The sequence below is a fragment of the Kaistia adipata DSM 17808 genome, assembly GCF_000423225.1.
Lineage (GTDB): Bacteria > Pseudomonadota > Alphaproteobacteria > Rhizobiales > Kaistiaceae > Kaistia > Kaistia adipata.
Map to the genome: position 1 here is coordinate 586694 of NZ_AUHO01000006.1, position 18210 is coordinate 604903.

Annotated in this window: 17 protein-coding genes; 11 read left to right on the forward strand and 6 right to left on the reverse strand. The window is 67.3% G+C overall.

Going from position 1 to position 18210, the window contains the following annotated elements:
* Positions 1-36 precede the first annotated feature (36 nt).
* Entirely contained in the window at positions 37-1140 is a 1104-nt protein-coding gene (gene aguA / locus G539_RS0103025) for an agmatine deiminase (protein ID WP_029073887.1), read from the forward strand.
* A gap of 97 nt (positions 1141-1237) precedes the next feature.
* Here the strand turns inward: aguA and eno are convergent, their stop codons facing one another.
* Positions 1238-2515, reverse strand: coding sequence for a phosphopyruvate hydratase (gene eno / locus G539_RS0103030; RefSeq protein WP_029073888.1), 1278 nt, complete (start codon positions 2513-2515; stop codon positions 1238-1240).
* Between the two features lie 179 nt (positions 2516-2694).
* Here eno and G539_RS23520 point away from each other — a divergent pair, with 179 nt between their 5' ends.
* Together G539_RS23520 and queF are read left to right on the forward strand one after the other, a co-directional pair.
* Positions 2695-3669, forward strand: a complete 975-nt coding sequence (locus G539_RS23520; protein ID WP_051231046.1) for a hypothetical protein — start codon at positions 2695-2697, stop codon at positions 3667-3669.
* A 12-nt stretch (positions 3670-3681) separates the two neighbouring features.
* Entirely contained in the window at positions 3682-4134 is a 453-nt protein-coding gene (queF, locus tag G539_RS0103040; protein ID WP_029073889.1) for a preQ(1) synthase, read from the forward strand.
* 6 nt (positions 4135-4140) lie between these two features.
* On the opposite strand, the gene G539_RS0103045 is transcribed toward queF, so the two are convergent.
* The 5 genes from G539_RS0103045 to tpiA all read right to left on the reverse strand — a co-directional run bounded on the left by G539_RS0103045 (position 4141) and on the right by tpiA (position 9499).
* Entirely contained in the window at positions 4141-5262 is a 1122-nt protein-coding gene (locus G539_RS0103045) for a hypothetical protein (protein WP_029073890.1), read from the reverse strand.
* Positions 5263-5355: 93 nt separating this feature from the next.
* Positions 5356-6189: a 3-deoxy-8-phosphooctulonate synthase gene (gene kdsA / locus G539_RS0103050; protein WP_029073891.1), complete on the reverse strand. Its 834-nt coding sequence runs from the start codon at positions 6187-6189 to the stop codon at positions 5356-5358.
* Positions 6190-6365: 176 nt separating this feature from the next.
* Complete coding sequence (locus tag G539_RS0103055) at positions 6366-7994, reverse strand: CTP synthase (protein ID WP_029073892.1); 1629 nt, start codon at positions 7992-7994, stop codon at positions 6366-6368.
* Between the two features lie 161 nt (positions 7995-8155).
* Positions 8156-8608, reverse strand: coding sequence for a preprotein translocase subunit SecG (secG, locus tag G539_RS0103060; protein WP_029073893.1), 453 nt, complete (start codon positions 8606-8608; stop codon positions 8156-8158).
* Between the two features lie 120 nt (positions 8609-8728).
* The gene (tpiA, locus tag G539_RS0103065; RefSeq protein WP_029073894.1) at positions 8729-9499 is read right to left on the reverse strand and encodes a triose-phosphate isomerase; all 771 of its coding nucleotides are present in this window, start codon (positions 9497-9499) and stop codon (positions 8729-8731) included.
* 208 nt (positions 9500-9707) lie between these two features.
* Here tpiA and G539_RS0103070 point away from each other — a divergent pair, with 208 nt between their 5' ends.
* The 8 genes from G539_RS0103070 to G539_RS0103110 all read left to right on the forward strand — a co-directional run bounded on the left by G539_RS0103070 (position 9708) and on the right by G539_RS0103110 (position 18082).
* Positions 9708-11594: a SurA N-terminal domain-containing protein gene (locus G539_RS0103070; RefSeq protein WP_029073895.1), complete on the forward strand. Its 1887-nt coding sequence runs from the start codon at positions 9708-9710 to the stop codon at positions 11592-11594.
* A gap of 298 nt (positions 11595-11892) precedes the next feature.
* Positions 11893-13407 carry an anthranilate synthase component I gene (gene trpE, locus G539_RS0103080; protein WP_029073896.1) on the forward strand — a complete coding sequence of 505 codons (1515 nt, stop codon included), beginning with the start codon at positions 11893-11895 and terminating at the stop codon, positions 13405-13407.
* Positions 13408-13430: 23 nt separating this feature from the next.
* Positions 13431-14042, forward strand: a complete 612-nt coding sequence (locus tag G539_RS0103085) for an anthranilate synthase component II (RefSeq protein ID WP_029073897.1) — start codon at positions 13431-13433, stop codon at positions 14040-14042.
* A gap of 10 nt (positions 14043-14052) precedes the next feature.
* On the forward strand, positions 14053-15066 hold the full coding sequence (gene trpD / locus G539_RS0103090; protein WP_029073898.1) for an anthranilate phosphoribosyltransferase: 1014 nt from the start codon (positions 14053-14055) through the stop codon (positions 15064-15066).
* 4 nt (positions 15067-15070) lie between these two features.
* On the forward strand, positions 15071-15871 hold the full coding sequence (gene trpC / locus G539_RS0103095; RefSeq protein ID WP_029073899.1) for an indole-3-glycerol phosphate synthase TrpC: 801 nt from the start codon (positions 15071-15073) through the stop codon (positions 15869-15871).
* Positions 15872-15873: 2 nt separating this feature from the next.
* Positions 15874-16389, forward strand: coding sequence for a GNAT family N-acetyltransferase (locus G539_RS23525; protein ID WP_051231047.1), 516 nt, complete (start codon positions 15874-15876; stop codon positions 16387-16389).
* Positions 16389-16868: a cyclic pyranopterin monophosphate synthase MoaC gene (gene moaC, locus G539_RS0103105; RefSeq protein WP_029073900.1), complete on the forward strand. Its 480-nt coding sequence runs from the start codon at positions 16389-16391 to the stop codon at positions 16866-16868. The genes G539_RS23525 and moaC overlap by 1 nt, the downstream gene beginning before the upstream one ends.
* Positions 16868-18082 carry a molybdopterin molybdotransferase MoeA gene (locus tag G539_RS0103110; RefSeq protein WP_029073901.1) on the forward strand — a complete coding sequence of 405 codons (1215 nt, stop codon included), beginning with the start codon at positions 16868-16870 and terminating at the stop codon, positions 18080-18082. The genes moaC and G539_RS0103110 overlap by 1 nt, the downstream gene beginning before the upstream one ends.
* The last annotated feature ends 128 nt before the right edge of the window (positions 18083-18210 follow it).

The window sequence follows — 18210 nt, forward strand, 5'->3', positions numbered from 1 at the left end:
CCTGCCGCGGGCCCACGAGGTTAACAAGACGCTACCATGGCATTGACGCTGACGACCCTGCCCCGCGACGACGGATTCCGCATGCCGGCCGAGTGGGAGCCGCATGCCGAAACCTGGATGATCTGGCCGGAGCGGCCCGACAATTGGCGCCTCGGCGCCAAGCCGGCGCAGGCCGCCTTCGCCGCCGTCGCGTCCGCGATCGCCGAGGCCGAGCCGGTGACCATGCTGGTTTCGGCCGGCCAGTGGGAGAACGCCCGCCAGCGGCTGCCCGCGACCGTCCGCCTGGTCGAGGCCACCACCAACGACGCCTGGTGCCGCGACACCGGCCCGAGCTTCGTCGTCGACGCCGATGGCCGGCTACGTGGCAATGACTGGCGCTTCAACGCCTGGGGCGGGTTCGAGGGCGGGCTCTATTCGCCCTGGGACCAGGACGACCGCGTCGCCGCCAAGATCCTGGAGATCGAGCGGACACCACGCTACCGCGCGCCATTCATCCTCGAAGGCGGCGCCATCCATGTCGACGGCGAAGGCACGCTGCTGACGACTGAAGAATGCCTGCTCAACCCGAACCGCAATCCCGGCCTGTCGCGATCCGAGATCGAGGCCGAACTCGGGGCACGACTCGGCGTCGAGAAGACGATCTGGCTGAGCTCCGGCCTGTTCAACGACGAGACGGACGGACATATCGACAATCTCGCCTGCTTCGCCCGGCCCGGCGTCGTGGCGCTGACCTGGTGCGATGACCCGAGCGATCCGCAATACAAGATCTCGCGCGATGCCCATGCGCGCCTCACGGCGACGACGGATGCGCGTGGCCGGCCGCTCGATATCGTCAGACTCCCGATGCCGGGGCCGCTCTTCATGACCGATGAGGAAGCGAGCGGCATCGACGCCGTCGAGGGCAGCGCCGAGCGGCGGGGCGGCGGCCGGCTCGCGGCGTCCTACGCCAACTACTACATTGCCAACGGACTCGTCGTGATGCCGCTGCTCGACCCGAGGACGGATGGCGAGGCCCTTGAAATCCTTGGCCGGCTGCATCCGGATCGCGGCGTCGTCGGCATCGCCGCCCGCGAGATCCTGCTCGGCGGCGGCAACATCCACTGCATCACGCAGCAGCAGCCGGCGGGCCGGCCGGCATAGGGCGAGGCACCCGCAAAGAAAAGGCCTCCGGCGCGGGACGTGCGCCGGAGGCCTGAATGGAGCCCGCCTGCGCACGCGGCGCAGGCGGGGATCCGCCTCAGCCCTTGAGGATGCTGCGGCCGGCGTATTCCGCCTGCGTGCCGAGCTGCTCCTCGATACGGATCAGCTGGTTGTACTTGGCGGTCCGGTCCGAGCGGGCGAGCGAGCCGGTCTTGATCTGACCGCAGTTCGTCGCGACGGCGAGATCGGCGATGGTCGAGTCCTCGGTCTCGCCCGAACGATGCGACATGACGGCGGTGTAGCCGGCGCGGTGCGCCATCGAGACCGCATCGAGCGTCTCGGTCAGCGAGCCGATCTGGTTGACCTTGACCAGGATCGAGTTGGCGGTGCCGCTCTTGATACCCTGCGACAGGCGCTTGGTGTTGGTGACGAAGAGATCGTCGCCAACCAGTTGCACCTTGTTGCCGATCTTGTCGGTCAGGCCCTTCCAGCCGGCCCAGTCGTCCTCGCTCATGCCATCCTCGATCGAGATGATCGGGAACTTCGAGGCGAGATCGGCGAGATAGTCGATCTGCTGCTCGATGGTGCGGACGACGCCCTCGCCCTCGTAGTGGTACTTGCCGTCCTTGAAGAACTCCGTCGCGGCGCAATCGAGGCCCAGATAGATGTCCTCGCCGAGGCGGAAACCGGCCTTCTCGATCGACTTGGCGACGAAATCGAGCGCGGCCGTCGCCGACGGCAGGTTCGGGGCGAAGCCGCCTTCGTCGCCGACATTGGTGTTGTGGCCAGCGTCCTTCAGTGCCTTCTTCAGCGTGTGGAACACTTCCGAGCCCCAGCGCACGGCCTCGGCCAGCGTCGGCGCGCCGACCGGCAGGATCATGAACTCCTGGAAATCGATCGGGTTGTCGGCATGGGCGCCGCCATTGATGATGTTCATCATCGGCACCGGCAGGACCTTGGCATTGACGCCGCCGACATAGCGGTAGAGCGGCTGGCCGGCGGCTTCGGCCGCGGCCTTGGACAGCGCCAGCGAGACGCCGAGAATGGCATTGGCGCCGAGGCGCGCCTTGTTCGGCGTGCCGTCGAGATCGATCATCGTGCCGTCGATCATCGCCTGATCCTCGGCTTCCATGCCGCCGATCGCGTCGAAGATCTCGCCATTGACGGCCTCGACCGCCTTCAGCACGCCCTTGCCCTGATAGCGGGACTTGTCGCCGTCGCGCAGTTCCACCGCCTCATGCGCGCCGGTCGAGGCGCCCGACGGAACCGCGGCGCGGCCGAGCGAACCATCCTCCAGCAGGACGTCGACCTCGACCGTCGGATTGCCGCGGCTGTCGAGGATCTGGCGGGCGGTGATATCGATGATGGCGGTCATGCGGAAATCCTTGTTTTCGGACGGTTCGGCTCAACTCTGGCAGCTTCTAGCCTGCCGCGCGGCAAGGCGGAAGGGGATGCGCGAGAAACTCTGGGCAATGGCGGAGACGGCGGCCCCGTGCGGCCCGCGACGGCGAGACGCCTGTTGCGTTCCGTCTCGCATCGGAAGATGAAGACGGCATGACGACACTCCTCATCACCAACGGCGACCAGACCGCCGACCTGCTTGCCGCCGCGGGCAGCCGCGCCATCATCCTGCCGTGGCGTGACGTGCTGCATGACGGTCCGCTGCCGGCGCTCGATACGCTCGAGGCGGTGTCGGCCGTGCGGGCCGCGCATCTCGCCGCGCAGTTCCAGTTCGATCAGGACACGATCGCGGCCACCTTCGCCGAGCGGGACGCCGTGATGCGCCGCCACGCAGAGTTCGACCGCATCGAGCTCTGGTTCGAGCACGATCTCTACGATCAGCTGCAACTCGTTCAGGTGCTTGACTTCTTTGCCCGCGAGGAGCGCAGCAAGGGCATCGTCCTCGTGCAGGCGGACAGCTTCTTCGAGCAGGAGCGCCCGGATACGGTGATGCGCTTCGCCATCGACGGCGTGCGCGTGAGCCCGGCCCTGCTCCAGACCGCCTCGACGATCTGGAGCGAGCTGACCGCCCCGACGCCCGAGCCGATCGCCCGCCGCGCCGCCAAGCCGATCAAGGGGTTCCCGTTCCTGCAGGACGCCCTCGCCCGGTTCCTGGAGGAGCTGCCGCAACCCGGCACGGGACTGAACCGCACCGAGATGCGGCTGCTCGACGCCGTCGGCATGGACGAGCTGTCGCCGGCGGCGCTGTTCCGCCAGGCGCGCGAGGCCGAGGACGCGCCCTTCATGGGCACCTGGCCGTTCTATGCCATCATCGATTCGCTCGCGTTCTGCGACTTCCCGCTGGTCAGCGGCCTGCATGCACGCTACTCGCACGCCGATTCCGAAGTTCATGCAGAATATGTGATGGCGCCGCTCAGCCTCACCGACATGGGCGAGGACATCCTGTCCGGCGCGCAGGACCACGTCGCCACCAACGGCATCGACCGCTGGTGGGGCGGCACGGAACTGAAAGGCTTTGCCAGCTGGCGGTTCGACAGAAGGAGCCAGACGCTGCTCGAACCCCGCTGAAGGAGGTCAGCCATGACCGACGACACGCTGCAACTGGGCCGTGACGTGAAGGTCGCGGAGAGCCCCGACCAGGCCGTCCTGGATCGCGTGCCCAATCCGCATCCCGACACGCTCTATGTCGCGCGCTTCACGGCGCCGGAGTTCACGTCGCTCTGTCCCGTCACCGGGCAGCCGGATTTCGCGCATCTGGTGATCGACTACGTGCCGCGCGACTGGCTGGTCGAATCCAAGTCGCTGAAGCTCTACCTGCAGTCGTTCCGCAACCACGGTGCCTTCCATGAAGGCTGCACGATCGACATCGCCAAGCGGCTCACCGCGCTGCTGGACCCGCACTGGCTGAGAATCGGCGGCTACTGGTATCCGCGCGGCGGCATCCCGATCGACGTGTTCTGGCAGACCGGTCCGGTTCCGGAGCATGTCTGGCTGCCGGACCAGGGCGTCGCGCCCTATCGCGGCCGCGGCTGAAAGCGGCTACCGGCAGGAAGCGCCCGCGAGCGCCTCGTCGATCGCCGGCGTCGCACCGCTCAGCGACACGGTGCCCGTCGGCGAATCGTTGACCGAGATCTCGATCTCCTTGCCGGCGCGCAGCGTCTCGATGTTGTCGGGCGCCAGCCGGATGCCCCAGCTGTGCTGCGTCAGCGCCAGGAAATCGCCGGCGAAGCCCTCGTTGCGGTCCGTCTTGACCTGGATCCTCTGGCGCTGGACGCCGTCGAGCTGCCCGCGCTCCGCGAGCTCGCGCCGCAACGTGTCCGGATCCGCGCCGAACGCGACACGGAACACCATCAGCTCCGGCGTGTCGCAATAGAGCGAAACCAGAAGCGGCGAACTCTTGTCCTGCGCGACCGCCATCACCGGCGCGCCGTCAGGGTCGGCGTCGAAGCCGGAGAGCGGCTCGACGCGCCAGGCCGACGCGCCGTTCAGGATAGCGACCTTGACGTCGGTGACGCGCGGCACGCCCGGCTCGGCGGGGGCGGGCGCGAAGGCAGAGGCCTCCGGCGCCGGTTCTGGGTTTGCGGGCTCCGGCTGCGGGGCCGTCGTGTTGGCGGCAATTTCGGGCGCCGGCGAAGGAGCCGGCGGCGTCGCCGGATCGGGTGCCGCGCCGGCGACGGAATCCGCCTTCGGCTCCGGCTGGGCGGGCGCGCTGTCGCCGCCGACCAGTCCGCCTAGCGGCCCGCCTGGCAGCACGGCATAGGCGCCGCCGAGCAGAAGCGCGAGGACGAGAACACCGATGCCGACGGGTTTCACCCAGCGCCGCGCGGGCGCCTCCACGGAATATTCCAGCGGCGGCGGGATCTCGACCGAGGGCTCCAACGCCGGCGCCGGCGGCGGTGGGGCCGGAGCCGCGACGGCTTGAGGATGGATGTTGGTTCGGGCCGAAACCCGCGCCTGCTTCTCGATGGTGGCGATGGCCGTGCCGAGATCGCGACGGAGTTCCCGATATCGCTCGTTGTCGAGCACGCCGTCGGCCGACGTGCACGTGTTGCGAATCGTCTTCTCGACGCGCTCATAGACGCGCCGGCGGCCATCCGCCGATGGATCGGGAAGATTTGCAATCGCCCGTTCGAGAATGACGACGAGTTCGTTCGGGTCCATCGCGACGGCTGCTTCTTCTCACATGACGCAGGTTGGCATCCTGCGATTGTTTCACATCATCCCACAAGTCACTTCCGTCGCGAACGCGACCGGTCAGGCCTTTGCGAGCTTGTCGAAGGCCACCAGCTGCTCCAGAAGCGCGGGAAGCTGATCGATCTGAATCATGTTGGGACCGTCCGACGGTGCGTTGTCGGGGTCCTGATGGGTTTCGATGAAGACGCCCGCCACGCCGACGGCGACCGCCGCGCGGGCAAGGACCGAGACGAATTCGCGCTGGCCGCCGGAGGAGGTGCCCTGCCCGCCCGGCTGCTGGACGGAATGCGTTGCGTCAAAGATCACCGGCGCGCCCATGGCCGCCATGATCGGCAGCGCGCGCATGTCGGAAACCAGCGTGTTGTAGCCGAAGGAGGCGCCGCGCTCGGTCAAAAGCACGTTCGGATTGCCGCTTTCGACGAGCTTGGCCAGGACGTTCTTCATGTCCCAGGGCGCGAGGAACTGCCCCTTCTTGACGTTGATCACCCTGCCCGTCTCGGCGGCGGCGATCAGAAGATCGGTCTGGCGCGACAGGAAGGCGGGGATCTGGAGGATATCGACCACTTCGGCCACCACGGCGCACTGCTCGCGCTCATGGATGTCGGTCAGGATCGGCAGCCCGAATTCCTTCTTGATATCGGCGAAGATCGGCAGTGCCGCGTCGAGCCCCGCGCCGCGCTGGCCGGAAAGGCTGGTGCGGTTGGCCTTGTCGAAGGACGATTTGTAGACAAGTCCGATGCCGAGCGCGGCGGTCATCTCCTTGAGCCGGCCGGCCATGTCGAAGGCATGCTGCCGGCTTTCGAGCTGGCAGGGACCGGCGATGAGCGTCAGCGGCAGGTCGTTGCCGAAAGTCGCCGTTCCGGCCGTTACATGCGCATTGGGGACAGTCGTCATCTTTCACCGAAGCTAGAGGCCATGGGCGCGTCGCCAGACCCTTACAACGTCACAGGCGGCGGCGCGACCCAGGCGCGTGGGAAACCCTCACAAGCGCACTTTCCGCATGACTGAGGCGGATTGTGGACAAGCGGCCAGGAGCGCTCCGCGCGACGCGAAGCGCGCGGTCGCGCGCCTCAGACGAGGCGGGCCTTCTCGATCGCGGCGGCGATGAACGACGCGAACAGCGGATGCGGGTCCAGCGGGCGGGACTTGAGCTCGGGGTGATACTGCACGCCGATGAACCAGGGGTGGTCCTTGAGCTCGACCGTCTCCGGCAGGACGCCGTCGGGCGACATGCCAGCGAAGATCAGGCCGCAATTCTCCAGCCGCTCGCGATAGTCGATGTTGACCTCGTAGCGGTGGCGATGGCGCTCGGAAATCGTCGTCGAGCCATAGATCTCGGCGATCTTCGAACCGGGGGCGAGATGGCCCTCATAGGCGCCGAGCCGCATGGTGCCGCCGAGATCGCCGGCCGAATGCCGCTTCTCGAGCATGTTGCCCTTCAGCCATTCGGTCATGATGCCGACGACGGGCTCCTCGGTCGGGCCGAACTCGGTCGAGCTCGCCTTCTCGATGCCGGCGAGGCTGCGCGCCGCCTCGATCACCGCCATCTGCATACCGAAGCAAATGCCGAAATAGGGCACGTTGTGGCGACGCGCGAAACCGGCCGCCTTGATCTTGCCTTCCGAGCCACGCTCGCCGAAGCCGCCCGGCACGAGGATGCCGTTGACGCGCTCCAGATACGGCGCCGGATCTTCCTTCTCGAAGATCTCGCTCTCGATCCAGTCGATGTTGACCTTGACCGTGTTGGCGATGCCGCCGTGCTGCAGCGCCTCGATCAGCGACTTGTAGGCGTCCTTGAGGCCCGTGTACTTGCCGACGACGGCGATCGTGACCTCGCCCTCGGGGCTGCGCAGCTTGTTGGTCAGCGCCTTCCACTTGTCGAGGACGGGCGGCGCCGAGTCGGTGATTCCGAATGCCGCCAGCACCTCGTCGTCGAGGCCCTCGGCATGATAGCTCGTCGGAACGTCGTAGATATGCGCGACGTCGAGCGCCTGGATCACGGCCGTTTCGTGGACATTGCAGAAAAGCGACAGCTTGCGGCGCTCCTCCTTCGGGATCGGACGGTCGCTGCGGCAGAGCAGGATGTCGGGCTGAATGCCGATCGAACGCAGCTCCTTGACCGAGTGCTGGGTCGGCTTGGTCTTCAGCTCACCCGCGCTCGGGATATAGGGCAGCAGCGTCAGGTGAATGTAGACCACCTGGCCGCGCGGCAGGTCGTTGCCGATCTGGCGGATCGCCTCGAGGAACGGCATCGCCTCGATATCGCCGACGGTGCCGCCGATCTCGCAGAGCACGAAATCGACGTCGTCATTGCCGGAAAGCACGAACGCCTTGATGGCGTCGGTCACATGCGGGATCACCTGCACCGTGCCGCCGAGATAATCGCCGCGACGCTCCTTGGCGATGATCTCCTGGTAGATCCGGCCGGTGGTGACCGAATCGGCCTTCGAAGCCGGGCGCCCGGTGAAGCGCTCATAGTGACCGAGGTCCAGATCCGTCTCGGCGCCGTCGTCGGTGACGAACACCTCGCCGTGCTGATACGGGCTCATCGTGCCCGGATCGACGTTCAGATAGGGATCGAGCTTCCTCAGACGGACCTTGTAGCCTCGCGACTGGAGCATTGCTCCGAGCGCCGCCGAGGCGATGCCCTTGCCAAGCGAGGAAACCACACCGCCGGTGATGAAAATGTACCGCGCCATGGGCCTCTACCTCAGTTTCCGATCGACCGATTCGTTACGACAAGATCAAGCCGCCGCACAGACTGACGACTCGACCACCATTCAGCAATTTGCCTTCCTCCAAATAAAACGTCGCCGCACGGAACCGCGCGGCGACGCGTAAGGAGAAAGGCTTGACGCGGCTACTGCGAGCTGGGAACCGCGGGCGCCGCCGGCTCGGCGGGCGCGGGCGTCGCGGCCGGAGCGGCCTCGCCAGCGGGCGCAGCCTGACCTGCCGGAGCCGGCTCACCTGCGGCGGGAGCCGCGGGCGCCTGACGAGCAGGAAGCTGGTCCAGGATACCCTGACCCGAGCCACCCGCAGCGCCCGGCGCGGGCGACTGGCTCTGGATCTGATCGAGGATCGAGGACGGCCGCTCGCCGTAGCGGGTGAGCAGGGTGAGGCCCAGCGACGTCAGGAAAAAGATGGTCGCCAGGATCGCCGTCGTCCGCGTCAGCACGTTGGCCGAGCCGCGCGCCGACATGAACCCGCCGCCGCCACCAATTCCAAGCGCGCCGCCCTCGGACCGCTGCAGCAACACAACGGCGACGAGCGCGACGACCACCATCAGGTGGATCACGATGATGACTGTCTGCATCGATGTCTCTGATCAGAATTCATAAAAGCTGGCGGCCTTGTACACGATCGGTTTCACCGTTTCCAGTGCCGTGGGCCTGATATGGCGAGCGCCGACCGCATGACAAGACGGCCGCGACGTTCAGGCATAGGCCTTCGCGATGCCGAGAAAGTCCACGGCCTTCAGGCTGGCGCCGCCGACGAGCGCGCCGTCGACATCGGCGATCTGAAGAATTTCGCCGGCATTGGAAGGCTTGACCGAGCCGCCATAGAGAATGCGCATCCCCTCACCCGGCTTGCCGAAGCGCGCGACGAGTCGCTGGCGGATGTGGGCATGGACTTCCGCGATATCGGCGTTGGACGGCGTCAGGCCCGTGCCGATGGCCCAGACGGGCTCGTAGGCGATGACGAGATTATCGGCCGTCGCCGCGTCGGGCACCGATCCGGCCAGCTGCTTATCCACCACCGAGAGCGTCGTGCCGCCGCGGCGCTCCGCCTCCGTCTCGCCGATGCAGAGAATCGCCACCAGCCCGGCCCGCCACGCCGCCTCGGCCTTGGCGCGGACCATCGCGTCGGTTTCAGCATGGTCGGTCCGGCGCTCGGAGTGGCCGACGATCACATGCGTCGCGCCGGTGTCGGCAATCATCTCGGCCGAGAGATCGCCCGTATGGGCGCCACTTGCCTTGGCGTGGCAATCCTGCCCGCCGATCGCCACGCGGCTGCCCAGCGCCACGACCGCGAACGGGATCAGCTGCGTCGCCGGCGGGCAGATCGCGAGATCGACCTTGTCGCGCAGGTCCGCGCCGTAGCCGGCGATGATCTGGCCCAGCTCGGCAGCCGAGACCTTCAGGCCGTTCATCTTCCAGTTGCCGGCGACGAGCGGCTTGGGGCGCGACGTGTGAGTGCTGGACATGGGCTTCCTGACATCGGGTTGCGGAGAATCTCGTAGCCCCTTTGCACCGGCCCGGCGGCGACAAGTCAAGCGGCCGAGCCGGTCGGCCGGCCGTTTGGCGCTTCGGAAACAGCATACTTGCCGTGCGCCTTGCCCCAGCGAAGGGTCCTTTCTATGATCGCGCGCCCGATGCGGGGCCGGAGAAGCCCCCGCGCGTTAGAGGACGTCGATGCTCAATACGATGCGCAAATACGCCACCGGCTGGGTGGCGCAGATTCTACTCGGACTGCTCGTGTTGAGCTTCGCCGTCTGGGGCATCGCCGATGTCTTCACCGGAGTCGGCAACCATTCCGTCGCGCGCGTCGGCAACACCGATATTTCCTCGGTCAGTTTCGATCGCGCCTATCGCCGCGAATTGCAGGCGATGAGCCAGCGCGTCGGCCAGCAGATCACCCCCGACCAGGCCCGCATGCTCGGCATCCCGAACCAGGTCTTGGGCCGGCTGGTCACCGAGGCGGCCCTCGACGACCAGGCGAAGAACCTCCACATCGGCGTGTCGAAGGACATGCTGATCCGCGAGATCGCCGAGGATCCGGCCTTCAAGGGCCCCGGCGGCACCTTCGACCGCAACTATTTCGTCTCGCTGCTGCGCAACAACGGCATGTCCGAGGACGCCTATGTCGTCGAGCGCCGCGCCCAGGAGAAGCGCCAGCAGATCGCCGAATCGATCTCCGGCGGCGCCACCGCGCCGGACGCGTTCTCCAAGGCGCTGCACGAGTACCAGACCGAGCAGCGCGACATCCGCTACATCGTGTTGCCGGCCTCGGTGGTCGGCGAGATCGCCGCGCCGAACGCCGACGAGCTCACCGCCTACTACAATGACAACAAGGCCGATTGGCGCGCGCCGGAAGCCCGCACGATCGCGCTGGTGAAGGTCGGCCCCGAAGAGGTCGCCCGCCCCGAGGACGTCAGCGACGAGGACGCGCAGAAGGCGTATGACGCCGACAAGGCCCGTTTCACGACGCCCGAGACGCGCCACGTCTTCCAGATCGTCTTCGCCGACGAGAGCTCGGCCCAGGCGGCGTCCGATCGCCTGAAGGCCGGAGAGGCCTTCGAGACGGTGCTGGAAGGCGCCGGCAAGAAGCTGTCCGACGTCGACCTCGGCGTCGTCACGCGCGACAAGCTGATCGACCCCGCCGTCGCGGAGGCCGCCTTCGCCCTCGCGCCGAACAGCGCTAGCGACGTGGTCAAGGGCAGCTTCGGCCCGGTCATCGTCCGCGTCACCGACGTCGTGCCGGAGGCCGTCAAGCCGTTCGCCGACGTCAAGGACGAGTTGAAGAAGACGATCGCCCTCGGCAACGCCCGGGCCGACATCAACGTGCTGCGCGATTCGATCGAGGACGCCCGCGCCGGTGGCGCCACGCTCGACGAGATCGCGACCAAGAACAAGCTGAGCGTCAAGAAGGTCGTCGTCGACCAGCAGGGCAAGGATGCCGAGGGCAACGCCGTCGCCGGCATTCCGGCGCAGGCCCAGCTGCTCAAGGACGCCTTCGAGAGCGACGTCGGCATCGACAATGCCGCGATCCCGACCGAGGACGGCGGCTATGTCTGGTACTCGATCGTCGACATCAACCCGGCGCATGACCGGCCGCTCGACGAGGTGAAGGACAAGGTCGTCGAGGCCTGGAAGAAGCAGACCGCGGACGACAAGCTGGTCGCCAAGGCGAACGAGGCCAAGGACCGGCTCGGCAAGGGCGAAACGCTCGACGACGTCGCCGCTTCGCTGGGCCTGACCGTGCAGTCGCGCACCCAGCAGACCCGCTCGTCGCAGCCTGGCGACGGCCTGTCGACCGAGGCCCTGAAGGCGGCCTTCGCCGGCCCGAAGGGCTCCGCGGCGGTCGCCCCCGGCGCGCAGGATGGCGAGCAGGTCGTGCTGCAGGTGGCGGAGGTCGTCGAGGCCCCGTACACTGCGAGCTCGGACAGCAATCCGCTCACCCAGCAGCTGGCCGATTCCATGCAGAACGATCTTCTGCAGCAATATGTCTCCGAGCTGCAGCGCCAGCTCGGCGCCACGGTCAACCAGACCGCGATGCAGCAGATCATCGGCGCTATCTGAGGGTTGGTTGGAAGTCATGTCGCCACGCCATACACCCGATCCGCGAGAGGGCTCGTCGCGCACCAAGCGCGTCGGCCTCGTCGCCTTCGACGGCACGCCGGCCCCGCGTGGGGCCGGTTGGTGGCCGTCCACGGGAAATGGGCAGCGGGCGGCATGCTGGCGGCGCACACAGACCTGGCGATGGCGTTGACCATCGCATCCGGCCCTGCCGGGAAGACGATGGACACGCCATAGCCGCGACTGCGTCGCGCCACCATATCGAGGCTCCGGGAGCCTCCCCAACCTGATGGACTGAACCATGCTGATCGAGCCGTCGCTGGAGACGATTGCGCCTGCTTATGATGAGGGCCGCGCGCAGGTCGTCTGGACACGAATGGTCGCAGATCTGGAGACGCCAGTCTCCGCCATGCTGAAGCTCTCGGCCGGACGCGCCAAGACCTTCCTGCTCGAATCCGTCGAAGGCGGCGCCGTGCGCGGCCGCTATTCGATGATCGGAATCGAGCCCGACCTGATCTTCCGCGCCTTCGGCGATCGCGCCGAAATCAACGAGACCCCTGCCCGCGATCCCGATGCCTTCACGCCGCTCGAGGGCCGCTCGCTCGACGCGCTGCGTCAGGTGATCGCCGCCTCGCATATCGACCTGCCCGAGGGCCTGCCGCCGATGTCGGCCGGCATCTTCGGCTATCTCGGCTACGATATGGTGCGGCAGATGGAGGAATTGGGCGCACCCAACCCGGATGCGCTCGGCCTGCCGGACGCCATCATGATGCGCCCGACCGTCATGGTCATCTTCGATTCGATCAAGGACGAGATCACGCTGGTGACGCCGATCCGCCCGGCCACGGGCGTCACGGCGGCCCAGGCCTACAACCGCGCCGTCGAGCGGCTGACGGCGGCGGTCGACTGCCTGGAAGGCCCCCTCCACCGGAGCGCCAATCCCGACGACATCGACCTCTCGGTGCCGGTCGTCTCCAACACGACGCATGACCGCTATCTGGAGATGGTCGGCAAGGCGAAGGAATACATCGCCGCCGGCGACATCTTCCAGGTCGTGCTGTCGCAGCGCTTCGAGGCGCCGTTCAGCCTGCCACCCTTCGCGCTCTACCGCGCGCTGCGGCGCACCAACCCGTCGCCGTTCCTGTATTTCCTCGATTTCGGCGACTTCGCGGTCGCCGGCTCGAGCCCGGAAATCCTGGTCCGCGTCCGCGATGGCGAGGTGACCATCCGGCCGATCGCCGGCACCCGTCGCCGGGGCGCCACGCCGGAAGAGGACAAGAAGCTCGCCGCCGAGCTGCTCGCCGATCCGAAGGAGCTGGCCGAGCACCTGATGCTGCTCGACCTCGGCCGCAATGATGTCGGCCGCGTCGCCGAGATCGGCACGGTCAAGGTCACCGACAAGTTCTTCCTCGAGTACTACAGCCAGGTGATGCACATCGTCTCGAACGTGATCGGCCGGCTCTCGTCCGACTACGACATGCTCGATGCGCTCGCCGCCGGCTTCCCGGCCGGCACCGTCTCGGGCGCCCCGAAGGTGCGCGCGATGCAGATCATCGACGAGCTGGAAGGCGAGAAGCGCGGCATCTATGCCGGCTGCGTCGGCTATTTTTCCGCCGACGGCGCGATGGACACCTGCATCGTGCTCCGTACCTCGATCGTCAAGGACGGCAAGATGTATGCGCAGGCCGGCGCCGGCATCGTCGCCGACTCGGTCCCCGAGAGCGAACATCAGGAGTGCATCGCCAAGGCCCGTGCGCTCTTCCGTGCAGCCGAGGAAGCGGTAAAGTTCGCTTCTCAGGCTGGACGCGGGCAGTAGACGAAGCGGAGGGACGCAGCATCATGACTTTTCTCGTCATCGATAACTACGACAGCTTCACCTACAATCTCGTCCATTATCTGGGGGAGCTTGGTGCCAAGCTGATCATCAAGCGCAACGACAAGATCAGCGTGGAAGAGGTGGTTTCACTCGATCCCGAGGGCATCGTGCTGTCGCCGGGACCGTGCACGCCGAATGAAGCCGGCGTCTGCCTGGACCTGATCGAGCGCGTCGGCGCGACCATCCCGATCTTCGGCGTCTGCCTCGGCCACCAGGCCATCGGCCAGGCCATGGGCGGCGACGTGATTCGGGCGCCGAGCCAGATGCACGGCAAGATCTCGACCATCCACCATACCGGCAAGAGCGTGTTCCGGGGCATCAACGGCCCGTTCAAGGCAACGCGCTACCACTCGCTGACCGTGAAGCGCGAGACCATGCCGGCCACGCTCGAGATCACCGCTGAATCTGAGGATGGCGTGGTCATGGGCGCCATGCACAAGACCTATCCGATGCACGGCGTGCAGTTCCATCCCGAGAGCATCGCCTCGGAGCATGGCCATCTCATGCTGAAGAACTTCCTCGATCTCGCGGCCGAGTGGAACGCGGCCAACCGCGTTCCCCGTTCGGTCGCATGAGGCAAGCAGCATGAACGACCTGAAATTCCACATCGCCAAGGTCGCCTCCGGCAAGGCACTGAACCGCGCCGAAGCGGAGGCCGCCTTCGACGTGATCATGTCCGGGTCGGCGACGCCGGCCCAGATCGGCGGCTTCCTGATGGGCCTGCGCGTCCGCGGTGAGACCGTCGACGAGATCGCCGGCGCCGTGGCGACGATGCGCGCGAAGATGACGCCGGTCGACGCTCCGGCCGACGCCATCGACATCGTCGGCACCGGCGGCGACGGTGCGCATACCTACAATATCTCGACCGCCTCGGCCTTCGTCGTGGCCGGCGCGGGCGTGCCCGTCGCCAAGCACGGCAACCGAGCCGTGTCGTCGAAATCGGGCGCCGCCGACGTGCTGATGGCGCTCGGCGTCAACGTCGATATTCCGCCGGAGACCATCGGCCGCGCCATCCGCGAGGCTGGCATCGGCTTCATGTTCGCGCCGGCCCACCACTCGGCGATGAAGCATGTCGGCCCGGCACGAGTCGAACTGGGCACGCGCACGATCTTCAATATCCTCGGCCCGCTTGCCAATCCCGGCGGCGTCAAGCGCCAGCTGATCGGCGTCTATTCGGAAGAATGGCTCGAGCCCCTGGCGCATGTGCTGGCGACGCTCGGTTCCGAGCAAGCCTGGATCGTGCACGGCGCCGGCGGCGTCGACGAGATCACCACGGCCGGCCCGACCAAGGTGGCGGCGCTGAAGAATGGCACTGTCGAGACCTTCACCATCGAGCCCGGCTCGGTCGGCGTGCCGATCTCGCCGGTCGAGGCAATCCGCGGCGGCGACGCCGAATTCAACGCCAATGCGCTCCGCGCCCTGCTCGAGGGCGCCGAGGGCGCCTATCGCGATACCGTGCTGCTCAATGCCGGCGCGGCGCTGATCGTCGCCGGCAAGGCGGCGTCGCTCGTGGAAGGCGTCGCGCTCGCCGCCGCCTCGATCGACGAGGGCCGCGCGCATGAACGGCTCGATCGCCTCGTCGCGATCACGAACGGGTAGACCGATGACCGATATCCTGAAGAAGATCGAAGCGACCAAGCGCGAGGAGATCGCCGCCGCCAAGATCCACGTGCCACCGGCCGAAATCATGGCCCGCGCGCGCGACGCGGCGCCCGCGCGTGGCTTCGCGGATGCGATCCGCCGCAAGCTGGCCGCCGGCGAACCGGCGCTCATCGCCGAAATCAAGAAGGCCAGCCCCTCCAAGGGCCTGATCCGTCCGGATTTCGATCCGCCGGCGCTCGCCCGCGCCTACAAGGCCGGCGGCGCCGCCTGCCTCTCCGTCTTGACGGACACGCCCTATTTCCAGGGCTCGCCCGACTACCTGGTCGCCGCCCGCGAGGCCGTCGATCTGCCGGCGCTGCGCAAGGACTTCCTCTATGAGGACTACCAGGTCTACGAGGCGCGCGCCTGGGGCGCCGACTGTATCCTGATCATCATGGCCGGCGTCTCGGACGAGGTCGCGGTGTCGCTTGAGGGTGTCGCGCTCGAGCTGGGCATGGACGTCCTGATCGAGGTGCATGACGAGGCAGAGCTGGAGCGCGCGCTGAAGCTCAAGTCCCCGCTCGTCGGCATCAACAACCGTAACCTGCGCACCTTCGAGGTCTCGCTGGAAACGTCCGAACGCCTGGCTCCGATGGTGCCGGCGGATCGCATTCTGGTGGGAGAGAGCGGCATCTTCACGCCGGCCGACATCGCTCGCCTGCGCGACGTTCGGATCGACACTTATCTTGTCGGCGAGAGCCTGATGCGGCAGGAAGACGTCGCGGCCGCGACCGCGCATCTTCTGGGTCGCGTCGTCGCCTGACCATGGAGGTCGGGATTCGATTCGTACGACCGGATGAAGCCGAACAGCTACGCGCCGTCGAGCGTGACGCCGGCGAACGCTTTCGCTCGGTCGGGCTCGCGGAGATCGCCGACAACGAACCGACCAGCGAGGCCTTCCTTGCCGCGATCTCCAAGCATGGCATCGCGCTCTGCGCGGTCGACGAAGCGGATCGTCCGGTCGGTTTCCTGCTGGCCGGCAGGCTGGACGAGGCCTTCCATGTCTACGAGCTGTCGGTTGCCACCGCCTGGGGCGGACGCGGCATCGGCAAACGGTTGATTGCGGCGATCGCCGAGGAAGCGCGCGAACGGGGAGCGCCATCCCTGACGCTCGCGACTTTCCGCGATGTCCCGTGGAATCGGCCCTATTATGAGAGGCTCGGCTTCGTCGAGGTCTTGCCCGACGACTGGACGCCGGCCTTTCATCTGCTGCATGCGGCCGAGCGGCTCTCGGGCCTTCCGGTCGAACGGCGCGTGTTCATGCGCAAGGAGATTTCCTGATGTCCCCTCGCCTCACCCATCTCGACGAGACCGGCTCCGCGCACATGGTCGATGTCTCCGCAAAGGACATCACCACGCGGACGGCCGTCGCCGAGGGCACCGTGACCATGAAGGCGGCGACGCTCGAGCTGATCCGGACGGGCAGCGCCGCCAAGGGCGACGTCGTGGCGACCGCGCGCATCGCCGGCATCATGGCAGCCAAGAAGACGCATGAGCTGATCCCGCTCTGCCATCCGATCATGCTGTCCAAAGTGACCATCGACATCGAATTCGACACCGCCCTGCCGGGCCTGCGGATCCGCGCGACCACCAAGGTGGCGGAACGCACCGGCGTCGAGATGGAAGCGCTGACGGCCGTCTCGGTCGCCTGCCTGACCATCTACGACATGGCAAAGGCCGTCGATCGCGGCATGACGATCGGCGATATCCGCCTCCTCGAAAAGACCGGCGGCCGCTCCGGCGACTGGAAGGTCGACTGATGGCGGACACGCTGCTCCCGGTCGGGGACGCCATCCGTCGCATCGTCGAGGACGTGCGACCGACCACCTCGGAAATGGTGCTGCTGGCGGGCGCCCTGAACCGCGTGCTGGCGGCGCCACTCGCCGCGCTGCGCACGCAGCCGCCTTTCGACGTCTCGGCGATGGACGGCTACGCGGTCCGCGCCGCCGACGTGGCGCGCCTGCCGGCCCGCCTGAAGCAGATCGGCGCCGTGCCGGCCGGCCATGCCTTCGAAGGCTCGGTCGGCGCCGGCGAGACGGTGCGCATCTTTACCGGCGCGCCACTGCCGGAGGGCACGGATTCCGTCCTGCTGCAGGAGGATGCGCGTGTCGAGCCGGATGGCCTGATCGCCGCCACGGAGGCGGTGAAGCCGGGCCAGCATGTGCGGCTGCGCGGGCTGGATTTCGTCGAGGGGCAGGCACTCCTGGCCGCCGGCATGACTCTCGGCATGCGGCAGCTCTCGCTCGCCGCGGCGTTGAACCATGCCTCGGTCCCGGTGCGGGCGCGGCCGCGCGTCGCCATCATCGCGACCGGTGACGAACTGGTCCCGCCCGGGTCCGCGCTCGGCCCCAACCAGATCGTCGCATCGAACAGCTTTGGCGTCGCCGCGCTGGTCGAGCAGCTGGGCGGCCAGGCCATCGATCTCGGCATCGTGCCAGACGCCCGCGACGCGCTCGCCGCCGCGATCGATCGCGCCGTCGCGGCGGAGGTCGACGTGCTGGTGACGCTCGGCGGCGCCTCGGTCGGAGAGCACGACATCGCGCGCGAGGTTCTGATCTCCCGCGGCATGGCGCTGGATTTCTGGAAGATCGCCATGCGGCCCGGAAAGCCCCTGATGTTCGGCCGCATCGGCGCGATGCGAGTGCTCGGCCTGCCGGGCAATCCGGTGTCGAGCCTCGTCTGTGCCCTGCTCTTCCTGAAGCCGCTACTCCGTTCCCTGCTCGGGCTGGAGCTGGTCGACGAGACCGAAGCGGCGGAACTGGGCGGGCCCCTGCGCGAGAACGACCGCCGCCAGGACTATGTCCGCGCCAGCCTCGTCGATCTCCCCAATGGGCGGCGGATCGCGACGCCGCTGCCGCGCCAGGACAGCTCGATGCTGTCGACCTTCGCGCAGGCGATCTGCCTGATCGTGCGGCCGCCGCATGCCGAAGCCGCGCCCGCAGGCGCGGCCTGCCGGATCCTGCGTCTGCCCTGAGGATGATTCGGGGATCGAAATAGAAAATTCTCGATCCGAATCAAGAGTTGATTCTTCACAAGATCGAAATCTGATTTAAGATGCGGCCGTCAAGGTCCTCGGCTAAGGAACTGCGCCCGGTAACCCCT